21 protein-coding genes and 2 riboswitches are annotated in these 22,977 nt (G+C 63.1%); of the genes, 1 reads left to right on the forward strand and 20 read right to left on the reverse strand.

Annotation, left to right across the window (positions count from 1 at the left end; all coding sequences use genetic code 11):
- Nucleotides 1-49: 49 nt before the first annotated feature.
- From AK2_RS00005 to purB, 11 genes are all read right to left on the reverse strand, one after another.
- The gene (locus AK2_RS00005) at nucleotides 50-970 is read right to left on the reverse strand and encodes an EamA family transporter (RefSeq protein WP_067929930.1); all 921 of its coding nucleotides are present in this window, start codon (nucleotides 968-970) and stop codon (nucleotides 50-52) included.
- A gap of 220 nt (nucleotides 971-1,190) precedes the next feature.
- Entirely contained in the window at nucleotides 1,191-2,519 is a 1,329-nt protein-coding gene (gene purD, locus AK2_RS00010) for a phosphoribosylamine--glycine ligase (protein ID WP_067929932.1), read from the reverse strand.
- Between the two features lie 13 nt (nucleotides 2,520-2,532).
- On the reverse strand, nucleotides 2,533-4,173 hold the full coding sequence (gene purH / locus AK2_RS00015; protein ID WP_067929934.1) for a bifunctional phosphoribosylaminoimidazolecarboxamide formyltransferase/IMP cyclohydrolase: 1,641 nt from the start codon (nucleotides 4,171-4,173) through the stop codon (nucleotides 2,533-2,535).
- A complete protein-coding gene (gene purN, locus AK2_RS00020) occupies nucleotides 4,170-4,841 on the reverse strand; it encodes a phosphoribosylglycinamide formyltransferase (protein ID WP_083520674.1) in 672 nt (223 codons plus the stop codon). Before purN ends, purH begins: the two co-directional genes overlap by 4 nt.
- Nucleotides 4,838-5,926 (reverse strand): phosphoribosylformylglycinamidine cyclo-ligase, encoded by a 1,089-nt coding sequence (gene purM / locus AK2_RS00025; protein WP_067929936.1) that lies wholly within the window; start codon nucleotides 5,924-5,926, stop codon nucleotides 4,838-4,840. The genes purN and purM overlap by 4 nt, the downstream gene beginning before the upstream one ends.
- Nucleotides 5,926-7,356 carry an amidophosphoribosyltransferase gene (gene purF / locus AK2_RS00030; protein ID WP_067929937.1) on the reverse strand — a complete coding sequence of 477 codons (1,431 nt, stop codon included), beginning with the start codon at nucleotides 7,354-7,356 and terminating at the stop codon, nucleotides 5,926-5,928. The genes purM and purF overlap by 1 nt, the downstream gene beginning before the upstream one ends.
- A complete protein-coding gene (purL, locus tag AK2_RS00035) occupies nucleotides 7,356-9,650 on the reverse strand; it encodes a phosphoribosylformylglycinamidine synthase subunit PurL (protein ID WP_067930465.1) in 2,295 nt (764 codons plus the stop codon). Before purL ends, purF begins: the two co-directional genes overlap by 1 nt.
- A 1-nt stretch (nucleotide 9,651) precedes the next feature.
- Nucleotides 9,652-10,365 carry a phosphoribosylformylglycinamidine synthase subunit PurQ gene (gene purQ / locus AK2_RS00040; protein ID WP_067929939.1) on the reverse strand — a complete coding sequence of 238 codons (714 nt, stop codon included), beginning with the start codon at nucleotides 10,363-10,365 and terminating at the stop codon, nucleotides 9,652-9,654.
- The gene (gene purS, locus AK2_RS00045; protein WP_067929941.1) at nucleotides 10,362-10,622 is read right to left on the reverse strand and encodes a phosphoribosylformylglycinamidine synthase subunit PurS; all 261 of its coding nucleotides are present in this window, start codon (nucleotides 10,620-10,622) and stop codon (nucleotides 10,362-10,364) included. The genes purQ and purS overlap by 4 nt, the downstream gene beginning before the upstream one ends.
- The gene (purC, locus tag AK2_RS00050; protein ID WP_067929943.1) at nucleotides 10,619-11,341 is read right to left on the reverse strand and encodes a phosphoribosylaminoimidazolesuccinocarboxamide synthase; all 723 of its coding nucleotides are present in this window, start codon (nucleotides 11,339-11,341) and stop codon (nucleotides 10,619-10,621) included. Before purC ends, purS begins: the two co-directional genes overlap by 4 nt.
- 212 nt (nucleotides 11,342-11,553) lie before the next feature.
- Nucleotides 11,554-11,655: riboswitch (purine riboswitch) on the reverse strand.
- Between the two features lie 70 nt (nucleotides 11,656-11,725).
- Nucleotides 11,726-13,018: an adenylosuccinate lyase gene (gene purB, locus AK2_RS00055; protein ID WP_067929945.1), complete on the reverse strand. Its 1,293-nt coding sequence runs from the start codon at nucleotides 13,016-13,018 to the stop codon at nucleotides 11,726-11,728.
- 209 nt (nucleotides 13,019-13,227) lie between these two features.
- Between purB and AK2_RS00060 the strand changes: the two genes are divergently transcribed.
- Nucleotides 13,228-13,851, forward strand: a complete 624-nt coding sequence (locus AK2_RS00060; RefSeq protein WP_067929947.1) for a nitroreductase family protein — start codon at nucleotides 13,228-13,230, stop codon at nucleotides 13,849-13,851.
- A gap of 566 nt (nucleotides 13,852-14,417) precedes the next feature.
- On the opposite strand, the gene AK2_RS00065 is transcribed toward AK2_RS00060, so the two are convergent.
- The 9 genes from AK2_RS00065 to AK2_RS00100 form a co-directional block, all read right to left on the reverse strand.
- On the reverse strand, nucleotides 14,418-14,615 hold the full coding sequence (locus AK2_RS00065) for a hypothetical protein (protein ID WP_067929949.1): 198 nt from the start codon (nucleotides 14,613-14,615) through the stop codon (nucleotides 14,418-14,420).
- 346 nt (nucleotides 14,616-14,961) lie between these two features.
- Nucleotides 14,962-15,099, reverse strand: a complete 138-nt coding sequence (locus tag AK2_RS16735) for a hypothetical protein (protein ID WP_157076157.1) — start codon at nucleotides 15,097-15,099, stop codon at nucleotides 14,962-14,964.
- Nucleotides 15,100-15,190: 91 nt separating this feature from the next.
- The gene (locus AK2_RS00070; RefSeq protein WP_067929951.1) at nucleotides 15,191-16,558 is read right to left on the reverse strand and encodes an NCS2 family permease; all 1,368 of its coding nucleotides are present in this window, start codon (nucleotides 16,556-16,558) and stop codon (nucleotides 15,191-15,193) included.
- 8 nt (nucleotides 16,559-16,566) lie between these two features.
- Entirely contained in the window at nucleotides 16,567-18,102 is a 1,536-nt protein-coding gene (guaA, locus tag AK2_RS00075) for a glutamine-hydrolyzing GMP synthase (RefSeq protein WP_067929953.1), read from the reverse strand.
- A gap of 287 nt (nucleotides 18,103-18,389) precedes the next feature.
- Nucleotides 18,390-18,490: riboswitch (purine riboswitch) on the reverse strand.
- Between the two features lie 103 nt (nucleotides 18,491-18,593).
- Nucleotides 18,594-18,932, reverse strand: coding sequence for a hypothetical protein (locus AK2_RS00080; RefSeq protein ID WP_169794699.1), 339 nt, complete (start codon nucleotides 18,930-18,932; stop codon nucleotides 18,594-18,596).
- A 155-nt stretch (nucleotides 18,933-19,087) separates the two neighbouring features.
- Nucleotides 19,088-19,834, reverse strand: coding sequence for a 6-phosphogluconolactonase (locus tag AK2_RS00085; RefSeq protein WP_067929957.1), 747 nt, complete (start codon nucleotides 19,832-19,834; stop codon nucleotides 19,088-19,090).
- 58 nt (nucleotides 19,835-19,892) lie between these two features.
- Nucleotides 19,893-20,966 carry a Gfo/Idh/MocA family protein gene (locus AK2_RS00090; protein WP_067930468.1) on the reverse strand — a complete coding sequence of 358 codons (1,074 nt, stop codon included), beginning with the start codon at nucleotides 20,964-20,966 and terminating at the stop codon, nucleotides 19,893-19,895.
- Nucleotides 20,967-21,017: 51 nt separating this feature from the next.
- Entirely contained in the window at nucleotides 21,018-22,019 is a 1,002-nt protein-coding gene (locus AK2_RS00095) for an ABC transporter ATP-binding protein (RefSeq protein ID WP_217994658.1), read from the reverse strand.
- Nucleotides 22,012-22,977: an ABC transporter ATP-binding protein gene (locus AK2_RS00100; protein ID WP_067929961.1), complete on the reverse strand. Its 966-nt coding sequence runs from the start codon at nucleotides 22,975-22,977 to the stop codon at nucleotides 22,012-22,014. Before AK2_RS00100 ends, AK2_RS00095 begins: the two co-directional genes overlap by 8 nt.

Here is a 22,977-nt window from a genome sequence, read left to right on the forward strand (position 1 = left end):
GAATACTATACTACGATTGCTGCGAGAGATCAAATGTAAATATAATCCATCAAAATTTCGCCGTATGCACCGGATTCCCCGCTGCCTCCGACCGGCGCGGCCAACCCGGCCACTCGCTGATGCATATGCCCATCAGAATCAAAACGACCCCCACCCAGCGCAACCAATGCACCGGTTCCGCCAGAATGAGATGGGCCGACAGAACCGCGACAGGCAGTTCAATCGACGCGAGCACCCCGGCCATACGGCCGCCGGTGCGCGGCGTGGACACGAGCATCAACAGCATCGGGAGCACCTGGCCGAACACGGCAATCAATCCTCCCCAAAGCCACAGCCCCCGGTTGGCCGATCCGTCCCACAGAAAGCTCGGCGGGAAAAGCGGCAGGATGACCAATCCGGAGACGGTCACGGTGACGGCAGCCCTGGTGATGGGTGGCGTACTGGTGTCGACGTAGCTAGATAGGTACAGCGTCAGGGCGTAGAACAACCCCGACAACAGTCCAAGCCCCACAGCCCACCCGGGCACAGCCGGTATCCGCTGGCCAAAGATGCCGACCGCCAGCACGGTACCGACGACTATCATCAGCATCCCAAGCCACTTTTGCGCCTCCGGCAGGCGACGGGTCACCAACATGTCGATGACCAACACCATCCAGGCGAACTGGAACAGCATGATGATGCCCAAGGAAGCTGGCATCCGCGTCAACGACAGGTAATAGCAAAAGCTCGTGCCTGCGCCGCACACGCCGAGAACAGCCAAAATCAGCCATTGAGACGCGGACATACGCAGGCGACGCGCCTGCCAGATCCCCAGCGCCCACAGGATCAACGCGGCAAAGCCGTATTGAGCGTCAGTCATTTGCTGCGTTGACAACCCGTGGGCGTACCCGAGCTTCAGCAAAGGAGACACGACGCCATAGCAACTGCCGGCCACCAACATCAAGACAGCAAACACCGCCCGCTGTGCCAACGCTCTCGACCTCCCCGACGTGCCTATGCGTCACTCCGCAACGCCTCCGCCACGCGAAAAGACCGGGCATTGCCCGGTCCCACAAGGTGTAGGGAGATACCCTCCAGGGCTTTCGCTCTCCCACCAGCCCTTGTCTTTGTCCGCATCGGATCTCTGTCTGTCTGGCTGGCTCACTGCAAGCCATTCCCAGTATACCGCCCTTTTCCCCTCGGCGCCAACCCTACAACCCGTGCGCGATGTCGCGCCGCAGATACTTGCCGGCAAACGTGATGCCGTCGGTTCCGCCATAGGCCGTATCCCGCGCCTCGGAGAGGGTCTGTCCGACGCCTGTCACCGTCAGCACGCGGCCGCCCGCCGTCTTCAATCCCTCCGCCTCCCACGCGGTTCCGGCATGAAACACGATGCATCCCTCCGGTCCTCCCTGCGCCAAGCCCGGTCCTGGCACAGACACGGATGCGCCCAGCTTGGGGGCGAAGGAAATCACGTCCCCCTTGCGCGGCGAGTCCGGGTACCCGGCCGCGGCCAACACCACACACACCGCGTGGTCCGGCCTCCAGGCCACCTTCACCTCCGCGAGGCGGCCTTCGCTGACCGCCCAAGCTATCTCCAACAAATCGGACGCCAAAAGCGGCAGGACCACTTCCGCCTCCGGATCGCCCAAACGAACGTTGAACTCCACCACCTGCGGCCCGTCGTCCGTCAGCATCAAGCCAACGTACAGCACACCGCGGTAAACGCTGCCCCGCTCCCGCAGCGCCGCCAGCGTGGGCCGGACAATGCGCCGCTCCACCTCCCCCGCCAGCGCCTGGCTGTCCGCGTCCGGCAGCGGCGCGTAGGCGCCCATGCCACCCGTGTTGGGTCCGGTGTCCCCTTCACCGATGCGCTTGTGATCCCGCGCCGGCAGCATGGGCACGACGGCGCTCTCGTCGATGAAGAACATAAGCGACGCCTCGCGCCCAACCAAGAACGACTCAATCACCACGCGCCGGCCGGCCTCGCCGAAGCGGCCCGCCTGCATCATGCCGTCGACGGCGCGGCACGCCTCCTCCACCGTCCCGGCCACCGTGACGCCCTTGCCGGCCGCCAGACCGTCCGCCTTGACAACAATGGGCGCCCCCTGCCGCCGGATGTACGCCTTCGCCGCCTCCGCGTCGGTGAACGTCCGGTGCGCCGCCGTCGGCACGCCGGCCTCCTCCATCAGCGCCTTGGCGAACGCCTTCGACGTTTCCAACTGCGCCGCCGCCTTCGTCGGGCCAAAGGCGCGGACGCCCGCCTCGGTCAAGGCGTCGACCAACCCGACAGAGAGCGGTTGCTCCGGCCCCACCACCACCAGCTGGATGCCCTGCGCGCGGCAAAACGATACCAAGCCGCCCACATCGTCCGCGCCCAGCGGCACACACTCCGCCACCTGGGCCAGTCCCGGGTTCCCCGGCGCCGCATACAGGCGCGGCGCCAGCGGGCTTTGCGCCAGCTTCCAAGCGATGGCGTGTTCGCGCGCGCCCGCGCCGACCACCAAGACCCGTGGCTGGTTTGGGATTTCGAGTGCCATCTTGTCTCTCCTCTCAATGCAAGAAGTGGCGCCGGCCGGTGAACACCATGGCAATCCCGTGCTCGTCCGCCGCCTCGATGCTCTCTTTATCCTTGATCGATCCGCCCGGCTGCACGATGGCGGTGACGCCAGCCGCGGCGGCGGTGTCCACCGTGTCGCGCATCGGGAAGAACGCGTCCGACGCCAGCACGCTGCCCGCTGCACGCGGTCCGGCCTGCTCGATGGCAAGCTTGGCGGCGCCGACGCGGTTCATCTGCCCAGCGCCAATCCCCAGCGTCATCACCGAGTTAGCCAAGACAATCGCGTTTGACTTGACGAAGCGGACAATGCGCCAGCCAAACCGGAGGGCCCGCCACTCCTCCTCGGTCGGCTGGCGGCGCGTGACCACTCGCCACGCGTCCGCCCCCGCGTCGCCGATGTTGACCTCCTGTACCAAGAGACCACCCGAGACGCGGCGCAGCAGGTGATCCCCGGGCCGCCAAAGCGGCCTGGTCACATCAATCTCCAGCAGGCGCAGGTTCTTTTTCCGCCCCAGCCGCTCCCGCGCCTGCTCGCTGAAGCCGGGCGCCACGACGATCTCCAGGAACATCGACGCCAGCCTCTCCGCCAATTCGGCCTCGACGGCCCGGTTGAGGGCCACGATGCCGCCGAAGATGGAGACGGAATCCGCCTCGTAGGCGCGATCAAACGCCTCATTGAGCGTCGCGCCCAGGCCGACGCCGCACGGGTTCATGTGCTTGACCGCCACCGCCGCCGGCTGCCCCAGGTCGTCCAGGGCGCGCAGGATTTGCAGCGCGGCGTCCGCGTCCTGGATGTTGTTGTAGGACAGCTCCTTCCCCTGCAGCTGGCGCGCCCCGGCTATTGTCGCCGGACTGGCGTCCGCATCAGCATAGAAGTGCGCCCGTTGATGCGGGTTTTCCCCATAGCGCAGGGCCTGCTTGTGGACAAACGACACCTGATAAAGTGGCGGCCAAGGCGCGTCGGCGGGCGCACCCGCCGGTTGGTCAGGCCCCTGCTCCGCCAGCGGCCGCCCTTGCGGTTCGCCCTTTTGCTCGGAACGTCCGTCCCGCGTCGCGGCCGCCTCCAGGTAGGCGGCAATCGCCGCGTCGTAGGCTGCCGTTTCCGCGAACACCTTGGCCGCCAAACGCGCCCGTTCGGCTGCCGTCAGCTCCCGCCCGCTCGCGAGCGCTTCGCCCAGCCAGACGTAATCGGCCGGATCGACCACCGGCAGGCAGCCGCCGTGGTTCTTCGCGGCGGCGCGCAGGAGTGACGGTCCGCCGATGTCAATCATCTCCACCGCCTCGGCAAACGTCACGTCCGGCCGCGCGACGGTCTCGCGGAACGGGTACAGGTTGACAACCACCACGTCAATCCGATCGATGCCATGCTCGGCAATCGCCGCCATGTGGCTGGGGTCGTCGCGGCGCGCCAGCACACCGCCGTGGACGCGTGGGTGCAGGGTCTTCACGCGCCCTTCCAGCATCTCCGGAAAACCGGTGTAATCCGACACCTCCGTCACCGCGAGGCCTGCCTCCCGCAGGTGGCGGGCCGTGCCCCCGGTCGAGAGGATGCCGAACCCGGCCGCGACCAGGCAGCGGCAGAAATCGGCGACGCCTTGCTTATCGAAAACGCTGACAAGAGCCCACTTGTTCACGTGCACGTCTTCCTTTCCCAGGTTTCTCCACGAAGCAGCCCGCGCACCGCCAGACTGATGGCCAGCGGGTACAACCCATGTTCGACCGCGTGGATGCGCGTCAGCAAATCCTCCTCGCTACTGCACTCCGGGATGGACACGCGCGCCTGCAGCAAAATCGGCCCCGTATCCACCCCCGAATCGACCAGGTGCACCGTCACCCCGGTCTCCCGCGCCCCCGCGGCCAGAGCGTCTTTCACCGCCTGACGGCCGGGGAAGTTCGGCAAGAGGGACGGGTGGATGTTGAGGATGCGATTCGCATACGCGCCCAGCAGCACGTCGCCCACCAGCCGCATGTACCCGGCGAGAGCCACCCATTCCACCTCATGCTGCCGCAAAAACGCCAGCACGTCCCGTTCAAACGCCGGCTTGTCCGGGTATTCGCGCGGGCGCCTGGCGAACACCGGCACTCCCGCCCGCTGCGCCCGCGACACCGCGCAGGCGTCCGGCTTGTCCGACACCACCGCCACCACCCGCGCCGGCCAGGCGGGGTTGCGCGCCGGTTCTTCGAGCAGCGCCTGCAGGTTGCTGCCGTTGCCCGAGGCGAAAACCGCCAGGCGCGCTCGATGGCCACCGACTGGCGTGGTGGGCGTCTTCTGGCCAACCTGTGACCATGCGCAGGGTTTCACCGGCCGCCCTCCTTCACAAGCCGCGCATCCCCGCCGCCGGGGATGATGCGCCCAATCCGGTAGGCGCGCTCCCCGTGCTCGGCAAACCACCGCACCGCGCCATCAGCCTGCTCCTCCGGAACGACCAGCGTGTAGCCGACGCCCAGGTTCCAGACGCGGGCCGCCCGCGCCAAGTCCATACCGCTTTGCGCCAGCAACCAGGAGAAGACCGGCGGCACCGACCAGCGCCCCGGCCAGATCTCCGCGGTCAGGCCGTCCGGCAGCGAGCGCGGCACGTTCTCCACCAGTCCCCCGCCGGTGATGTGCGCCATAGCGCGGATATCCATTCCGTCGGCCAAAGCCGCCAACACTGGCCGCACGTAAATGCGGGTGGGCCACAACAGTTCATCCGCCCAGGTCCAGGGGCGCTTGGCTGCTGTCGCGCCCAGGACCTGCGGGCCGCGGGCGGCCGCAAACGGCAGCGGATCCGCCAGATCGACGCCCACCTCGGCAATCAGCTTGCGCACCAGCGAATAGCCGTTGGAGTGCAGGCCATCGCTGGCCAATCCGATGAGGGCATCGCCCGCCTGAACGCGGTGGCCGTCGATGATGTCCGGCTGGTTGGCCACCCCCACGGCGAATCCGGCCAGATCATATTCGCCGGGCGCGTACATCCCCGGCATCTCCGCCGTCTCGCCGCCCAACAGGGCGCAGCCAGCCGTCCGGCAGCCAACAGTGACGCCTGCCACCACCGCTTCCGCCACCTCCACGTCCAGTTTGCCTGTCGCCAGATAATCGAGAAAGAACAGCGGCTCGGCGCCCGAGGTGAGGATGTCGTTGACGCACATCGCCACACAGTCGATGCCAATGGTGCCGTGGCGTCCGGTGGCAAACGCCAGTTTCAGCTTTGTCCCCACGCCGTCGGCGCCCGAGAGCAGCACCGGTTGCGGAAAGCGGTTGACGTCGATGCGGAAGCCGCCGGAAAAGCCGCCGATGGCCGCCATCACCTCCGGCCGGCGCGTTTCTGCGGCCAGACGGGCATAGCGCCGCGCCGCTTCGTTGCCCGCCGCGATGTCGACCCCGGCCGCGCGGTACTCGTCGCTCATCACACCCCGACCTCCTGCTGGCTGACGTCGTACTGCTCCTTGCTGATAGGGTACACCTCGGTCGGATAGCGACCGGTGAAACAAGCGTTGCAAAACGGATAGGGCGCATCCTGAGGCACTCCAAACGCCTCCATCGTCTCCTCCACCGTCAGGAATTCGAGCGAATCCGCCCCAATCTCGCGGCAGATCCCCTCCACAGAATGGTCCGCTGCAATCAGCTGGCCCTTCGAGGAAGTGTCGATGCCGTAGTGACAGGCGTGTTTGTATGGCGGGCTGGAGATGCGCACGTGCACCTCCGTCGCTCCCGCCTCGCGCAGCAGCTGCACCAGGCGGCGGCTGGTGGTGCCGCGGACAATCGAATCGTCAATCAGCACCACCCGCCGTCCGTCCACCACCGAACGCACCGCGTTCAGCTTCAGCCGCACACCCAGGTCGCGCAGGGCCTGGGAGGGCTGGATGAACGTGCGCGCCACGTACTTGTTTTTCACCAGCCCCATCTCGAGCGGGACGCCGCTGGCCTCGGCAAACCCGGCCGCCGCCGAGACACTGGAGTCGGGCACGCCAATCACGATGTCGCCCGCCGCCGGGTGGCGCTCGGCCAGGATGCGGCCCAGCTTCTTGCGCACCGCGTGCACGTTCCAGCCGTCGATGTCGCTGTCCGGGCGCGCAAAATAGATATGCTCGAAGGTGCACATCGCCCGCCGCGTCGGCTGCGCCGGTGCAATGGCGGTCAGCCCGCCCGCGTCGATGACCAGCGTTTCCCCGGGCTCGACGTCGCGGACGAACTCGGCACCAATCGTCTCAAACGCGCACGACTCGGACGCCACCACGTACGCCTCGCCCAACCGGCCCAGAGCCAGGGGACGCAGGCCGTACGGATCGCGCAGGGCGATGAGCCGCTCGTCGGTCAACAGCACAAACGCGTACCCGCCCTTGACCATGCTCACGCTGGTGCGCACCGCCTCAATCAGGTTGGTCTGCACGGAGCGGGCAATCAGGTGCGCCACCACCTCGGTGTCGCTGGTCGACTGAAACAGGCTCCCCTGGCGCTCCAGGAGCACGCGCAGGGCGGGCGCGTTGACCAGGTTGCCGTTGTGGGCCAACGCCAGACTGCCGCGGTGCGTGCGGAAGGTCAGCGGCTGCGCGTTCTCGAGCGTGTTCTGCCCAGCCGTCGAGTAGCGGACGTGGCCAATCGCCGCGTGGCCGCGCAGGCGCGCCAAGTCCTCGCACGTGAACACGTCGGAGACCAGGCCCAGGCCGCGGTGGTTGTACATCCGTTCCCCGTCCACGCTAGCCATGCCGGCCGCCTCCTGGCCGCGGTGCTGCAGCGCAATCAGCGCCACGTGCGCGATCTGCGCCGCGCTGGGATGGCCATAAATGCCAAAGACGCCGCACTCCTCATGGAGGCCATCTGTCCGTTCCAGCCTCATCACGCATCCGCCTCCCCTCGCGCGCTGGGCGCCTGCATGGCCTGCGGCAGCGCGCCCTCGTAGGCGGCCTGGGCCGCCGCCAACGGCAGCGTCAACCAAACCCCGTCGTCGCCGCCGATGCTCACCGCGTCTCCGCCGGTTTTGCCGAGCACGAGCGCCGTTACACCTGCCTGCCCCGCCTCCTGGACGATGTCCTGTGCCGACGCACAGTCCACCTCGAGCAAAATCCGGCTCTGCGCCTCCGAGAACAACAGCCCGGCCCGCTGCAGGGCGTCTCGGGGCGTCACGGGCAGAGTCACCGTGGCGCCAACGCCGCCTGCGATGGCCATCTCCGTCAACGCCACCGCCAGGCCGCCTTCCGAGACGTCGTGCGCGGAGCGGACACGGCCGGCCCGGATGAGGCTTCGCACCAAGTCCTGCACGCGCCGCTCCAGCGCCAAATCGAGGGGCGGGGCGTCGCCGGCCGGCTGGCCGGCCAGCAACTGCCAGAACAAGCTGCCGTCGAGCGCGGCGTCGATGGGACCGACGAGGATGACGGCGGAATCGGCCGCGCGAAACGCCGCCTCGGTTACGCGCGTCAGGTCGTCAATCACGCCGATTGCGCCGACCACCGGCGTCGGGAAGATGTCCTGCCCCTGGCTCTCGTTGTAGAAGCTGACATTGCCGCTGACCACCGGCGTGTCGAGCGCCCGGCAGGCCTCAGCCATCCCCTCCACAGCGTCGATAAACTGGCGCATGACGGCAGGCTTTTCCGGGTTGCCGAAGTTCAGGCAATCGGTGATGGCGAGCGGTCTTGCGCCGCTGGCCACCAGGTTGCGGGCCGCCTCGGCCACGGCAATCGCCCCGCCCCGGCGCGGGTTGAGGTACACGTAGCGGCCGTTGCCGTCAGTGGCCAGCGCCACGGCGCGCGCCGCGCCCGGCAGGCGCAGCACCGCCGCGTCGCTGCCCGGCCCGACCTGCGTCGCCGTGCGCACGCTGGTGTCATACTGACGATACACCCAACGCTTGTCGGCGATCGAGGGGTGCGCGAGCAGAGCGAGCAGGTGCTGCGCCCAGGCATCTGCGTCCCCCGCCGGCAGATCAGGCTTGGCCACCGCCAAACCGGGTTTCGCGTACTTTGTGTCCGCCGGGCGGTCGTACACCGGCGCCTCGTCCACCAAAGCCGCCACCGGCACATCCGCCACCACCTCCCCGGCGAACCGAAGACGCAACCGACCGTCGCTGGTCACGCGCCCGATCTCCGCGACCTCCAGGCCCCACTTGCGCAAGATGGAAAACGCCAGCTCTTCCCGGCCCCTCTCCATGACCACCAGCATCCGCTCCTGCGATTCAGAGAGCATCATTTCGTACGGGGTCATGCCTTCCTCGCGCACCGGCACCAGGTCCAGGTTGAGCTCCAAACCGCCGCCGGCGCGCGCCGCCATTTCCGCCGAGGAGGAGGCCAGCCCGGCCGCGCCCATGTCCTGGATGCCGACCACCGCGCCCGTCGCAATGAGTTCCAGGCAGGCCTCCATCAGGAGCTTGCCGAGGAACGGATCGCCCACTTGCACGGCGGAACGCTCCTTCTCCGTCGGGTCCTCGGCCGACGCGAAAGTGGCGCCATGGATGCCGTCGCGCCCCGTCCGCGCGCCGACCACAAACACCGGGTTGCCCACGCCGCGCGCCGCGCCCTTGGCCATCTTGTCGGCCTCCAACACGCCGACGCACATCGCGTTGACGAGCGGGTTATGACGGTAGCTTTCGTCAAACGCCGTCTCGCCGCCGACGGTCGGGATGCCGACACAATTGCCGTAACCGCCGATGCCGGCCACCACGTTGGCGAACAGATAGCGCGTGCGCTCGTCTGTCAAAGGGCCAAAGCGCAGGCTGTCGAGAAACGCAATCGGGCGCGCTCCCATCGTGAACACGTCGCGCAAAATCCCGCCGACACCAGTGGCCGCGCCCTGGTACGGCTCCACGGCCGAGGGGTGGTTGTGGCTCTCCATCTTGAACGCCACCGCCAGACCGCCGCCCACGTCGACGACGCCCGCGTTCTCACCCGGGCCTTGCAGGACCTGCGGACCGCTGGTCGGGAACTTGCGCAGGTGGATTTTCGAGCTTTTGTAGCTGCAGTGTTCCGACCATAACACGCCGAACAGACCTGCCTCGACGTAGTTGGGCAGACGCCCCAGCCGCTCGCAGACGCGCTCGTACTCGGCATCGGTCAAGCCGAGATCGAGGTACCGGCGCTGCTCCCTTATCTCCTCGGGCGCCGGCTGGCCGCTTGGTACGGCCGCCTTCGTCTTTACGCGCACCTCAGCCAAGCCTTCCCACTCCTTCCGCGGACGCCGCCAGTGACGCCCCCTGTTGTTCCACAAAGCGGTGCATGGACGTGAACATGCGGGCTCCGTCGGCCGAACGCATCCATTCGGCCACCGCCCGCTCCGGGTGCGGCATCAGGCCCAGAACGCGGCCGTTGGCCCCCAGCACACCGGCGATGTCCTGGGCCGATCCGTTTGGATTCTGCACATATCGAAAGGCGATTCGCTGTTCTCGCCGCAGCCGCGTCAGCGTCGCCGCGTCCGCATGGTAGCGCCCGTCGCGGTGGGCGATGGGGATGCGGATGCGCTCGCCGGCAGCGTAGTCGAGCGTGAACGGCGTCTTTGTGTTCTCCACCTGCAGTTCAGCCAGCTCACAGCAAAACTGCAGGTGATCATTGACGAGCAGTGCTCCGGGCAAAAGCCCCGCCTCAGTGAGCACCTGGAACCCGTTGCAAATCCCCAGCACCAGGGCGCCACGCTGGACGGCCTCGCGGACACCGGCAACCGCCGGCGCAAAGCGGGCGATGGCGCCGCTGCGCAGGTAATCGCCGTAAGAAAAGCCGCCGGGAAGGATGATGGCGTCGTACGCCGACAGATCGCGCTGGTCGTGCCAGACGAGGTCGACCGCGTCGCCGAGCACCCGGTCAATCGCCAGAGCCGCGTCCTCGTCGCAATTTGATCCGGGGAAGACGATGACCGCCCATCTCATTGGGCTTCCTCCTCCACAAGCACGGCGTACGTCTCCATCACCGGATTGCACAGCAGCTCTTCACAGGCCCGGCGCACCTTCGCCTCCGCCTCGTCGCGATTGTCGGCCGCCACCGTCAACTCGATGGACTTGCCGATGCGCACCTGCTCCACGCCCTCGTGGCCAAGGCTGGTGAGTGCCTGCAGCACCGCGTGCCCCTGCGGGTCGAACACGCTCGGCTTCAACCACACCCGAACTGTCGCACGCCACTTCGTCATGCCTCTATCCCCTCTTCCACACGGCTTAATACTTCCCGGTAGGCCGCCTCAATGTCGCCCAGGTCACGGCGAAAGCGGTCTTTGTCCAGTTTCCTCTGCGTCTTCGCGTCCCAAAACCGGCAGGTGTCCGGCGAGATTTCATCCGCCAGGCGCAGCCTGCCCTCGGCGTCGACGCCGAACTCCAGTTTGAAGTCGACCAGGGTGATGCCGATGCGGCGCAAAAAACCGCCCAGGATGTCGTTGACAAGCAGCGCCGTCTCCCGCATCTCATCGCGCTCGGCCGCCGGTGCGAGGCCCAACACCTCAATGTGATCATCGGTGACGAGCGGATCGCCCAGGGCGTCGTCTTTGTAATAGAATTCGACAATCGGGCGCGCGAGCGGCGTGCCCTCGACGACGCCGAGCCGCTTGGCCATGCTGCCCGCAGCCAGATTGCGCACCACCACTTCCAGCGGCACGATGCGCACAGCATGCACCAGCGTCTCGCGGTCGCTGAGCGGCTCGATGAGGTGCGTCAGCACACCGTGCTTGGCGAGCAGCCGCATGAACAGATTGGACAGTCGGTTGTTGACAACCCCCTTGCCGGCGATGGACCCGCGCTTCTGCCCGTTGAAGGCGGTCGCATCGTCCTTGTACTCGACGATGTACTGCTCAGGGTTGTCTGTGCGATAGACCTTTTTCGCCTTGCCTTCGTAGAGCAGTTCCCATTTGGCGGCCATGGTACCTCTCCCTCACTGTGGTATGTCGAAGGCCCGGAACGATAAACGGCCCGCTCCCCGACCTACGCGGGGAATGCGAGCCGTTGCTGGCTGGCGGCACCGAGGCGCGCAAACCGGCGCAAACCGCTGTGCGCCGGGTTGGCGCAGACCGTCTGCCTCGCCCGAGCCGGCAGCTGCCAGCTTGGCGCGGGCAAGCCGGCCAAAATGACGCCTGGTGCCCTGATTCCCCTCGTAGTCCGGACCTTTACGGGGTCCGGGTAGAAACTCTCAGGCCGTATCCCTGAGGATATACGAGAGTGACCCGTATTTGATTGTTGGCGCACGTTGTCTCTGCTTGTCAGGGCCACGGCTGTGCCGCAAACGCGCCGGGCGCGGAGGCGGCCGTCAGATGCCGAGGCGCGCGAGAATCTCGTCCACCCGGCGCAGGTGCCAGGCGGGATCGAAACACGCCTTGAGCTCCTCCTCGCTGAGCCGCTCCCGGACGAGCGGCGCCTCGCGGATGATGTCGTAGAACGGGCGCTCCTCTTCCCAGGCGCGCATGGCGGCTGGCTGCACGGTGTCATACGCCTCTTCGCGCGCGACACCCTTGTCAATCAAGGCGGTCAGCACGCGCTGGGAATACGTCAGACCGTGGGTACGCTCCATGTTCCGTTTCATGTTCTCCGGATAGACGCGCAGGTCCTTCAAGATGCGGTTCATCCGGTGCAGCAGGTAGTCGGTCAAAATCGTGGCATCCGGGAGGATGACGCGCTCGACCGACGAGTGGCTGATGTCCCGTTCATGCCACAGCGGCACGTCCTCCAACGCCGGCACGACAAACCCGCGCAACACGCGCGCCAGCCCGCTTATCTGCTCGCAGCCCACCGGGTTGCGCTTGTGCGGCATCGCGGATGATCCTTTCTGCCCCTTGTAAAACGGCTCCTCAACCTCGCGGATCTCCGACTTCTGCAGGCCGCGGATTTCGGTCGCAATCTTGTCCAGGGTGGTGCCGATGAGGCTGAGCGTGAAGATGAACTCGGCGTGCCGGTCTCGCTGCAGGGTCTGCGTGCTGATGGGCGCCGGCTTGAGCCCCAGGCGCTGGCAGACGTATCGTTCCACGAACGGATCGACATTGGCGTAGGTGCCGACCGCCCCGGAGATCTTGCCGTAGCGCATGCGCTCGGCGGCCGCTTCGAAGCGCTCCAAGTTCCTGTCCATCTCGGCGTACCAGAGCCCCGCTTTGAGGCCAAACGTGGTGGGTTCGGCGTGCACGCCGTGCGTGCGGCCCATCATGATGGTGTGGCGGTGCCGGTCGGCGAGAGTGCGCAGGGTCTCAAGGATGTCCTGCAGATCCGCCCGGATGATGGCAATCGCCTGCTGCAACTGCGCGGACAGGGCGGTATCGACGACGTCTGTCGAGGTCAGGCCGTAATGGACCCACTTGCGCTCCGGGCCCAGCGACTCGGACACAGCGCGCGTGAAGGCGACCACGTCGTGACGTGTGGTCTCCTCGATTTCCAGGACGCGCTCCACAGAGAACCGGGCCTTCTCACGAATCGCCGCCGCGTCTTCCTCAGGAATGACCCCCAACTGGGCCCACGCCTCGCAGGCGAGGATTTCCACCTGCAACCACCAGTGGTACCGCTGTTCCAACGTCCAAAGCCTGCCCATCTCAGGGCGGGTATAGCGGTCAATCACAGGATTGCTCCTCCTCCAGCCAGCGGTGGACGCCTCCCGTCCACCTGTATCCGTTGCCAGTGTAACCCCGGTCTGCTGGGGTGTCAACCAAAATCCGAACGATGAAAGAAATTATGCACAAGAATGTTCGTCCATCGGGGTGGTTTGGCTCCGTCCGCCACAGCGGGTATGATAAAGGGTGTGTTTCGTTACGAGGGAGGGATGCCCAAGTGAAACAGCTTGTCGAAGGACTCAAGGAACAGGTGGCCGCGCATCGCCAACCCAACTATGACGCGCCAGCTGTGTTTATCAACCGCTGGTCGCCCCGGGCGTTTGCCCCACGGCCGATTGATGAGGAAACGCTGTTCGCGGTGCTGGAGGCGGCCCGCTTTGCGCCTTCGGCCAACAACCTGCAGCCTTGGCGCTTCATCATAGCCCGTACGGATGTGGACAGAGACCTGTTTTGTCAGTTCATCAACGAAGGCAATGTGACCTGGTGCCAAAAAGCGCCGGTGCTCTTGCTGCTGGCTTCCCAGACCACGACGGAGGATGGCCGCAACAACCGGATGCACGCGTTTGATGCGGGCGCTGCCTGGGCCTCTTTGGCGCTGGCCGCTGAGATGAAGGGTCTGGCCGCGCACGCGATGGGCGGCTTTGACCGCGACAGGGCCCGCGAGTTGCTGGCCCTTCCGGACGGATTCGAGCCGCAGGTGGTGATTGCCCTCGGCTACCAGGGCGACGCCGCCGATTTGCCGCCCGCTTTGCAGGAGCGCGAGAAGCCAAACGGCCGTCGTCCGCTCGCCGAGACGGTGTTTGAGGGACGCTTCGGTCGCGCGGTCGATGGGCTGGTGTAATTGTACAATCGGCCGAACCGAGAGTAATTCTGGCGCTGCCTCATTGCGCTGGTTGTCATGTCCTATGACATGATCAGCACTGATGTTTGCATGGGCCCTCACCTCCCGCACGTAGGGGCCTGCGGACCGCGCTGCGGGTACCGGAGGTGAGTCCCATGGAGCGGAGATTTCTGCTTGAACTGACGATACCAGATAGCGCACCTGGTGTTGTTACAGCTCAAGGTGGAAGTGGTCTCCAAAAAGACCGACAGCCAATCCCACTAAAGCTGGCCCGCCAAGGGATTGACTGCCCTTCGTTCTGATTCGGCCCGAGCGTTGGTGCTGCAGGCCCCGCCCTACTGCCCGTCAGATATCGCCATGGCGGGCAGAATACATTTTGTGTTGCTTTCAGTTACATTATGCTTCAGCCATACCTGCATGTAAACCATTCATGGGCGCCGTCGCCATGGTCCAATCAATCGCAGCGCCGTGACCGTAAACGAATATCATAATTTTCATGCGCATAGGCGAAGAATCACGTCCATCCGCGCTAATCCAATCCGCTACGCGCGCATGCACCGCGATGCTCAGCGATGTTGAAAGACAACAATCGCGATAATGACCAGAATAAGGACGGCACCCAATACCTTCCCAAAAGGTGTGGCAAAATTAATGGTGAAACCGAACCCCGTTGTTCGTTTGACAAAGGTTTTTCGATTCTCTGGGTCATAATGAACGATTCCGCGCAACCATCGTCGGCTCTTGCCTCGCTTGTCGTCCGCCATTCAGCCCCCTCCTCTGGCACCTTCGACAAGTTGTCTATCTTTCCAACATGACCCTTGCCCGAAACCTCCACTTGGGACACATGGTTTTATTTTTATATATGATATATAACTAATATTATATTTGGATCAAATCACTTTCAAGCCAGCAAGACAGTGGCTGATTTCGGTGTTATCCTGCAATAAACCGCCTGATTCAGGAAATGCCGCGCGAAATTGCGGCTACCGTGTTCATGCCGAAACCAAGAAGTGGGTCCCACCAGCCACAACCATCCCAGAGACGCCGTTAAACACACACGGCCGCCCCATGGGCTATGCCCCCGGAGCGGCCGTCCTTGTCCATAGCTGGTCAGGAATGGTACCGATCATCCGACTGCTGAAAACGAATCCATGTCGTGACAATCCAGCCAATCACGCCGAAGACGACTACAGCCAGTGGAAAGCTGACCGCCCATCGCTCGGCCGCCGGCGTCTTCCCCCGCAGCATCCTGAATCCCCCCAACATCAACCCTCTCGCCTTCAGTATGAGCCGTGAAGGAGGATTGTATGAGGCACGCCGTCTAACCCTGCAAAGCGCCTCAGACGTAGAAAATATACCGCCACAAAGCGAGAATGACGATAATGATCATCAGCCAGTGGATGCGCGTATACTCTCTGCGCCGGAACAGCCACAGAATGCCGTTGATGACGACAAACGCGGTAAAGCCGACGGCGATGCCGTTGGAGATGCTGTAGGTTAAGGGCATCGTGACGATGGTCAGGAAAGCCGGGATGGCGATGCCCATGTTCTCCCAGTCAATCTGCCGCACCGCCTGCATCATCAGCACACCGACAATCACCAGCGCCGGCGCGGTAGCCTGGGACGGGATGATGAGCGCAATCGGGGCGATGAACAGCGAGAGCAAGAACAATACGCCGGTCGTCACCCCGGTCAAGCCGGTGCGGCCCCCTGCCGCGATGCCAGATCCGCTCTCGACAAACGCGGTGATGGTGCTGGTGCCAAACAGCGCGCCCAGGCTGACGCCGGTGGCATCGACGAGCATGGCGCGGCCGAGCCGTCGCTCGCCCTCCTCACCTTCGAGCAGGCCCGCCTTGTTCGCGGTCCCGACCAAGGTGCCGAAGGTGTCAAACAACTCCACAAACGTGAACGTGAACAAGGCGCTGATGAGGCCGTAGTGAAACACCGATGCCAAATCGAACGCAGCAAAGTTCATCTGCGAGAAGTCGGGCACCCAGGATGCTTTGCCGAGCCCCGACACGTCGGTCACGCCCATGGGGATGCCGATAAGGGTGGTGACCAGGATACCGATGATGATGGCGCCCGGCACGCGCAGGGCCATCAGCACCGCAATCAGGAGCAGGCCGATAAACGTCAGGTCTACGCCCGGATCCCGCAAGGAGCCCAGCCCAGGCAGCCAATCGGAGTTGTTGATGAGCACGCCTGGATTGAACTTGCCCGGGGCCGCTCCGACAAACTGCATCGTCATGATGCCGCCGTCCTTCAACCCGATGATGGTGATGAACAGACCGATACCGACCGTGATGGCCAGCTTCAGCGAATCGGGCACCGCCACCACCAGGAGCTGGCGGATCTTCGTGACCGTCAGGATGATGAACACAATGCCGGAGATGAACACGCAGCCAAGCGCCGTCTGCCAACTCATCTGGCCGCCGTGCGTCGCAGCCACGGTGGCAAAGTAAGCGTTCAGACCCATGCCGGGGGCAAGGGCAATCGGATAATTGACAAAAAGGCCCATGAGCAGCGTGACAATGCCCGCCCCCAGCGCGGTCGCCAGGAACACCGCCTGCTCGTTCATCCCGGTGCTGCTTAAAATCTGCGGATTGACAAAAAGAATGTACGCCATCGTGACAAAGGTGGTGATACCCGCCACAATCTCGCGACCAACCGTGGTCTGGTGCTGCGTCAAGCGAAACAGAGTTTCCATATCCCCCATTACTCCCATTCAATCGTCGCCGGAGGCTTCGATGTGATATCGTACACGATCCGGTTGATGCCCGGGACCTCGTTGACGATGCGCGTCGACACTCGCTCCAGCACATCGTAGGGCACGCGCGCCCAATCGGCCGTCATCCCCTCCTCGGAGACCACGGCACGAATCGCTATAGCGTTCGAGTAAGTGCGCTCATCCCCCATCACGCCGACACTCTGGATGTTGGTCAGGACGGCGAAGTACTGCCAAATCTCCTGGTCCAGCCCGGCCTTCGCCACTTCCTCGCGCAGGATTGCATCGGCCTCGCGCACCTTCGCGAGCTTCTCCTCCGTCACCTCGCCGAGGATGCGGATCGCCAACCCCGGGCCCGGGAACGGCTGCCGCCAGACCAGTTCCCTCGGCAGGCCCAGCGCCTCGCCGAGCGAGCGCACCTCATCCTTGAACAGCTCGCGCAGCGGCTCAATCACCTCAAACTGCATATCCTCGGGCAAACCCCCGACGTTGTGGTGCGACTTGATGGTCTGCGCAGTCGCAGTCCCGCTCTCGATGACGTCGGTGTACAGCGTCCCCTGCGCCAGGTACGCAAACGGTCCCAACTCCTCGGACGCCGCCTCAAACACGCGGATGAACTCCTCGCCGATAATCTTGCGCTTGCGCTCCGGATCGGCCACACCTTGGAGGCGGCCGAGGAATCGATCCGCTGCGTCAATGCGCACCACGTCGACGCCGAGCCGGGCCTTGAGGCTGTCCATCACCGCGTCGCTCTCGCCCTTGCGCAGGAGACCGTGGTCGACAAATACCGCCGTCAGCTGGGATCCGATGGCGCGATGCATGAGCGCGGCGGTCACGGACGAATCGACCCCGCCGGATAGCGCGCAGAGCACCCGTTCCCGGCCCACCTGCTGGCGAATGCGGGAGACCGCCTCATCAACCAGCGAATCCATCGTCCAATCACCCCGGCAGCCGCAGACCTGGAACAGGAAGTTGGCAATGAGCTCCTGTCCGTGTTCGCTGTGCCGCACTTCGGGATGGTACTGTACCGCGTACAGGCGCCGGCTAGCGTCGCTCATCGCGGCAATGGTCCCGTCCGGCGTCACCGCGTCGGCAGAAAACCCAGCCGGAACCTCCACCACCGCGTCGCTGTGGCTCATCCAGACCGTCTGCTGTCGCGGCTGCCTGGCGAACAGTGGGTGGTCGGCCCTTGTCACCTCAAGGCTCGCCCGCCCATACTCTCGCACATGGCCTCGCTCCACTTTGGCGCCGAAGTGCTTGGCCAACAACTGCATGCCGTAGCAAATGCCGAGCACCGGCACCCCCAGCTCGAAGATGGCCGCATCCACATCCGGAGCCCCGGGCTGAAACACACTGTTGGGCCCGCCGCTAAAGACGATGCCCTTGAGGTTCCTGCGCCGGAGTTCCGCCGCCGGCGTGCTGTGCGGCACCAGTTCGGAGTAGACATGCTGCTCGCGAATGCGCCGGGCTATCAACTGGTTGTATTGGCTGCCGAAATCGAGCACCACCACAGTCTCGTGTTGCAACGCCCCACACCCCTTTGTCCACCTAGTATTCAACCGAGCCGACCATTTGAATCGAAGCCGCTCTTTGTCCAAGGCCACATCCCTTCAAGGGATTGACTGCGTGGCCGTGAGCCGCGAAGCCACGGGCGCCGATTGGACAGACGGCCACCCATCGGACAAAAAGAAAACCCCGCCACCTCACAAACCTGAACCGACGGAACCTGTGCCATATGCTCCGCCTGATTGTGAGGCTGACGGGACAAACAAGCCAAGCGGGTGCGCCAGCATGGCGGGCGCATCCGTACGGCGAGTTTACGCATCGGCCTCGTAGTCGGACAATTTCCGGTTGTCCGGTAGAGACTGCCGAGCCCATTCCCGGCATTATACGAGACAGCAAGACGAACTCCGACACAATTCTACTCAATGGAATCGGATGAGGTCAATGATAGAATAAGCAGCTTCACGGACACGTACGTCAACGAAGGAGCGGGCATTGAAGGAGTGAGCATTGTTCAACCGATTTTTCGGAAGGTGAGGCAGTATAAGCGCCCTCCGCAGATGTCCTTAAGCCGCACGTCCGCCACGTTGTCCGGCAGCAATTCGGCGATGGCTGCGCCGTTCACGGGCGCGCTTCTGCCGGAAAAATAGCGCCTCATCCAGGGAACCTTTCGGTATGCCTTCTCTCCGTTCCATTTGATGGCATGGTAGACCTTGTTCGCAAGGTTGTAAACCGGCGCGACGCGGTCGTACAATTCTTGGTACTTTTTGTTCAACCCGTGCACTTCTTCCGGCGCAAACGAGAAAATCCCGCCTGTTTGCCGGTATGATGCCTGGGAATTGCGGCTTCGCAATTGGAGGCTTCCATCGCCGCCGATAATGGGCTGCAGTGGCTCTTTCGTCAACGGATCGCACAGCAATTCCAGAATGGCATCCAGTTCTTCCGTGTGTGTCGCCTCCCCTCTCCAAAGCTGGGCATTGACACAAAGAAATAAGCAGTCACGAAAATCTACGAAGAGCGGGATAACGCCGCCTCGTCTGGGAGTGCAGCCCTGTCAGCGAAAATCGTAACATTTGGATGGAGTTGCAAAAAGGATGATGGTACCTGTTCGGTTACCGGCCCAAACAACGTTTTCCTTAAAATTTCACGCTTTCGTTCACCGGAAACGAGCAGTAAAATATGACGCGCCTGCAGCAGCACGTCCATCCCGGCCGTGATGCTTCTGCGTGGAACTTGCTCCTGTGAACCCCAATACCGCGCATTGCTTTTCAAGCTTTCGGGAGTAAGACTTACCACGCGCGTAGGAGCATCAGCTGCGGCTGGAGGCTCATTAAACCCAAGATGTCCATTCGGACCCAAACCTAGAACCGCCAAATCGAATCCGCCAATCCTCCTTACTGCCTCGTCATATTGACTACATACAAGGTCCGTATCTGTCGCATCCTCTGGCAGACGGACAAAGCGGTCTGACGGGATTCCCCAAGGCTTGAGCACTGATCGGACTAGCCATCCTTCCAGTGAACGCGGGTCGTCCAGAGACACGCCAAGATACCCGTCCAACTGGAAAAGAAGGAGTTGCGACGTATCCAGCTTTCCCGCCCGGATGTGCTCCGTCAACACTCGATACATCCCCATTGGTGTATCACCTGTCGCTAACACCACTGCGGAATCGGGCTTGCGGCTGACCGCCTCGATAAACAGTTGGGCAGCGCGCCGGCTTAATTCCTGATAATCATTTGCCACATACAGGTGCATAAAAGTCTCCTTAATTTGTATTGTAGAGATATTCCTCAAAACGACACCAGGTCAAGTTTTAGAATCTGGTTGTCGGATCCAGAGGGTTTGGGCGTTGCAATAAAGTGGACACTTCATAGTGCCTGCCTTCGTTTGAGGAAATGTGAATCCCGTGCATGATTTCCAGTACATGATACAGCAGGGCACTGTTCGCTCTGTGCTCTCGTCCGGTCCTCATGGCATCGACCATATCCGCCAATCCAATGCCTCGGCTGTTGTCCGTGTATCCCTTGGTCACAGGTATCTCTCTCCAGTCCCCACTCCCTGGTTTCAGGAACACGGGACCGTCATACGTATTTGGATCCGGAACGGAAATCGTACCCCGCTCTCCATAGATCTCGATGTGCGGCAGCTTTGATCCCCAAACATCAAAACTTGTGATAATCGTCCCCACTGCCCCGTTTTCGAACTCCAACAATCCGGCAACATGCGTCGGAATGCTTACCGGGATCTTCACACCACTCATTGTCGTTCGCTCCCCAAAGGGAGTACTGGTACAGCCCGCGATTCTTTTCACCGGACCAATCAATGCGACCAGCGCGGTTAAGTAGTAAGGGCCCATGTCAAACATCGGACCGCCGCCTTCTTGATAAAAGAACGCGGGATTCGGATGCCAGTCTTCGGGTCCTCGGCCCACCATAAACGCGGTAGCTCCAATAGGCTTGCCAATCAGTCCGTCGTCAATGATTTGCCGGCAAGTTTGGAGTCCTCCGCCGAGGAACGTGTCGGGGGCACCACCCACCAACAGGCCTTTTGAGGCAGCCGCTTCTAGAATCCTTTTCCCATCCTCGAGAGAAACAGCCAGAGGCTTTTCAGTGTACACATGCTTACCCGCTTCAAGCGCGGCCATCGAAACCTGTGCGTGGGAGGTGGGAACTGTGAGATTCACTACGATTTGAACATCGGGATCGCTCAGCAACTCTTCGACACTGCAGGCTTTCGGAATGTTAAACTCCTGCGCCTTTGCCCTGGCACGTTCTATGTCTATGTCCGCGCAGGCAACGACTTTCACGGACTTGAATGAATGGAAATTTTTTAAGTATATGCCACTAATATTTCCACACCCAATGATGCCCACTCCGACCCGTTCCACGTTGCTGATCACTTCCTCCGGTTGTTTTCTCAATGGATTATCTTCCTAAAATCAAATCACTTTGGGCCCCGGGTTCCCTTGAACGGCATGACAGGCCGCCCAATGATTCTCTCCCACTTGTACGCGTTTCGGCGCCTCCTTCCGGCAGACGTCCATAGCCAGCGGACACCGCGGGTGAAAGCGACAGCCTGGCGGCAGTTGCGACAAATTGGGCGGCTCTCCTGGCGCCGTCTCCCCTTCCAACATTGTGTTGCGCTCCACGTCCGGTACCGCCGACAAGAGCAACTGCGTGTACGGGTGCGCGGGTGCCGATACCACGTCGTCCACAGGTCCGCCTTCGACCAACTCGCCCGCGTACATCACCAGCAAATCGTCGCCAATGTAGCGCGCGCTCGCCAGGTCGTGCGTGATGAACAAAAACGCCAGACCCCGCTCGCGCTGCAACTTGCGCATCAGGTTCAAGATGTCCATGCGAATCGACACGTCCAGCATCGACGTCGGCTCGTCGGCCAGGATCAGCTTCGGTTCGACAATGAGCGCCCGCGCAATCACCACGCGCTGTCGCTGCCCGCCCGACAGTTCATGCGGGTATTTATCGATATAGTCACCCGCCGGCGTCAACCCCACTGATTCGAGCGTCTGCAATGCCCGCTCCCGCGCCTCGCTCGCCGTCCGGCATTTACGGTAGTTGAATAGCGGGCGGCTGAGGTGGTAACCGATGCTGTGCGACGAGTTCAGCGATCCGAACGGATCCTGAAAGATCATCTGCACTTCGCTGCGCAGCCTCAGCAACTCGCGACGGCGCAAGCGCCCCCCATAGCTGCTCCCGCCAAACCGGATGGTGCCGCCTGTCGGCGTAAGCAGTCGGGCAATCAGCCGTACCACCGTCGACTTCCCGCAACCGCTCTCGCCCACGATTACCGTTGCCCGACCATCAGAAACCGTGAACGACACGTCTGTGACGGCGTGCAGTTTGCGCGTCCGCAGCCCAGCACGCACTTCGAACGTCTTTTGCAAATGCTCAACTTCGAGCAGGGCAGGCGTCTCAGCCACTCGTAACACCTTCCTCAAGCAGATGACAATGCGCCGCATGCGTCGCAGATAGGTTTGTCACTCTCGGCACCTCTGTCCGGCACCGCTCCGTGACCAACGTGCAGCGCTCGTGAAACCTACAACCATTCGGCGGTGCCAGCATGCTCGGCGGGCTCCCGCCAATGCCAGTGAGCTCACGGCGCTCGAAAACCGACGGAAACGAGTTGAGCAGTCCCCGCGTATACGGGTGCCGGGGCGCCGTGCGAATCTCCTGGCAGGTCCCAATCTCCACCAGCCTACCGGCGTACATGATCGCAATCCGATCCGCAATGGACAGCAACAACGACATGTCATGCGTGATGAACAACACCGAAAACCCGAACTTCGCCTGCAGTTCCTTGATCTTGCGGATCACCTGCTTTTGCACGACCACGTCGAGCGCCGTGGTTGGCTCGTCCATGACAATGAGGTCCGGTTGCAGCGCCAAAGCCATCGCAATCATCACCCGCTGGCGCATGCCCCCGGATAATTCGTGTGGGAAACTGTGCACACGCCCAGGATCCACTTCCACGATGCTGAGGAGCTCCTCTGCTCGTTTCCACGCTTCGCGCGTCTTCGTATTCGTGTGCGCTTGGATTGCATCCACAATCTGCTCACCGATTGTCAGCACTGGGTTTAAGGAACTCATCGCGCTTTGCGTCACCAGCGATATCCGGCTCCAGCGGATCTTGCGCAGCTCTTCTTCTGACGCCCGCACGAGATCCTGTCCTTGGAACAGGATCCTACCTCCGCTGATCTCTCCGTTCTCCAACAGTCGCGTTAGCGCCATCGCCAATGTGCTCTTGCCGCAGCCCGATTCGCCAGCCAGTCCCAGGATCTCGCCTTCTTCAATCGTCATGTTTAGGCCTTCAATCACTTTGACGTCCACATCGCCAAAATACGTCACCGACAGGTCACAGATCTCACACAACACGCTCAC

Origin of the sequence: Alicyclobacillus kakegawensis NBRC 103104, from assembly GCF_001552655.1 — a bacterium.
Classification (GTDB): domain Bacteria; phylum Bacillota; class Bacilli; order Alicyclobacillales; family Alicyclobacillaceae; genus Alicyclobacillus_G; species Alicyclobacillus_G kakegawensis.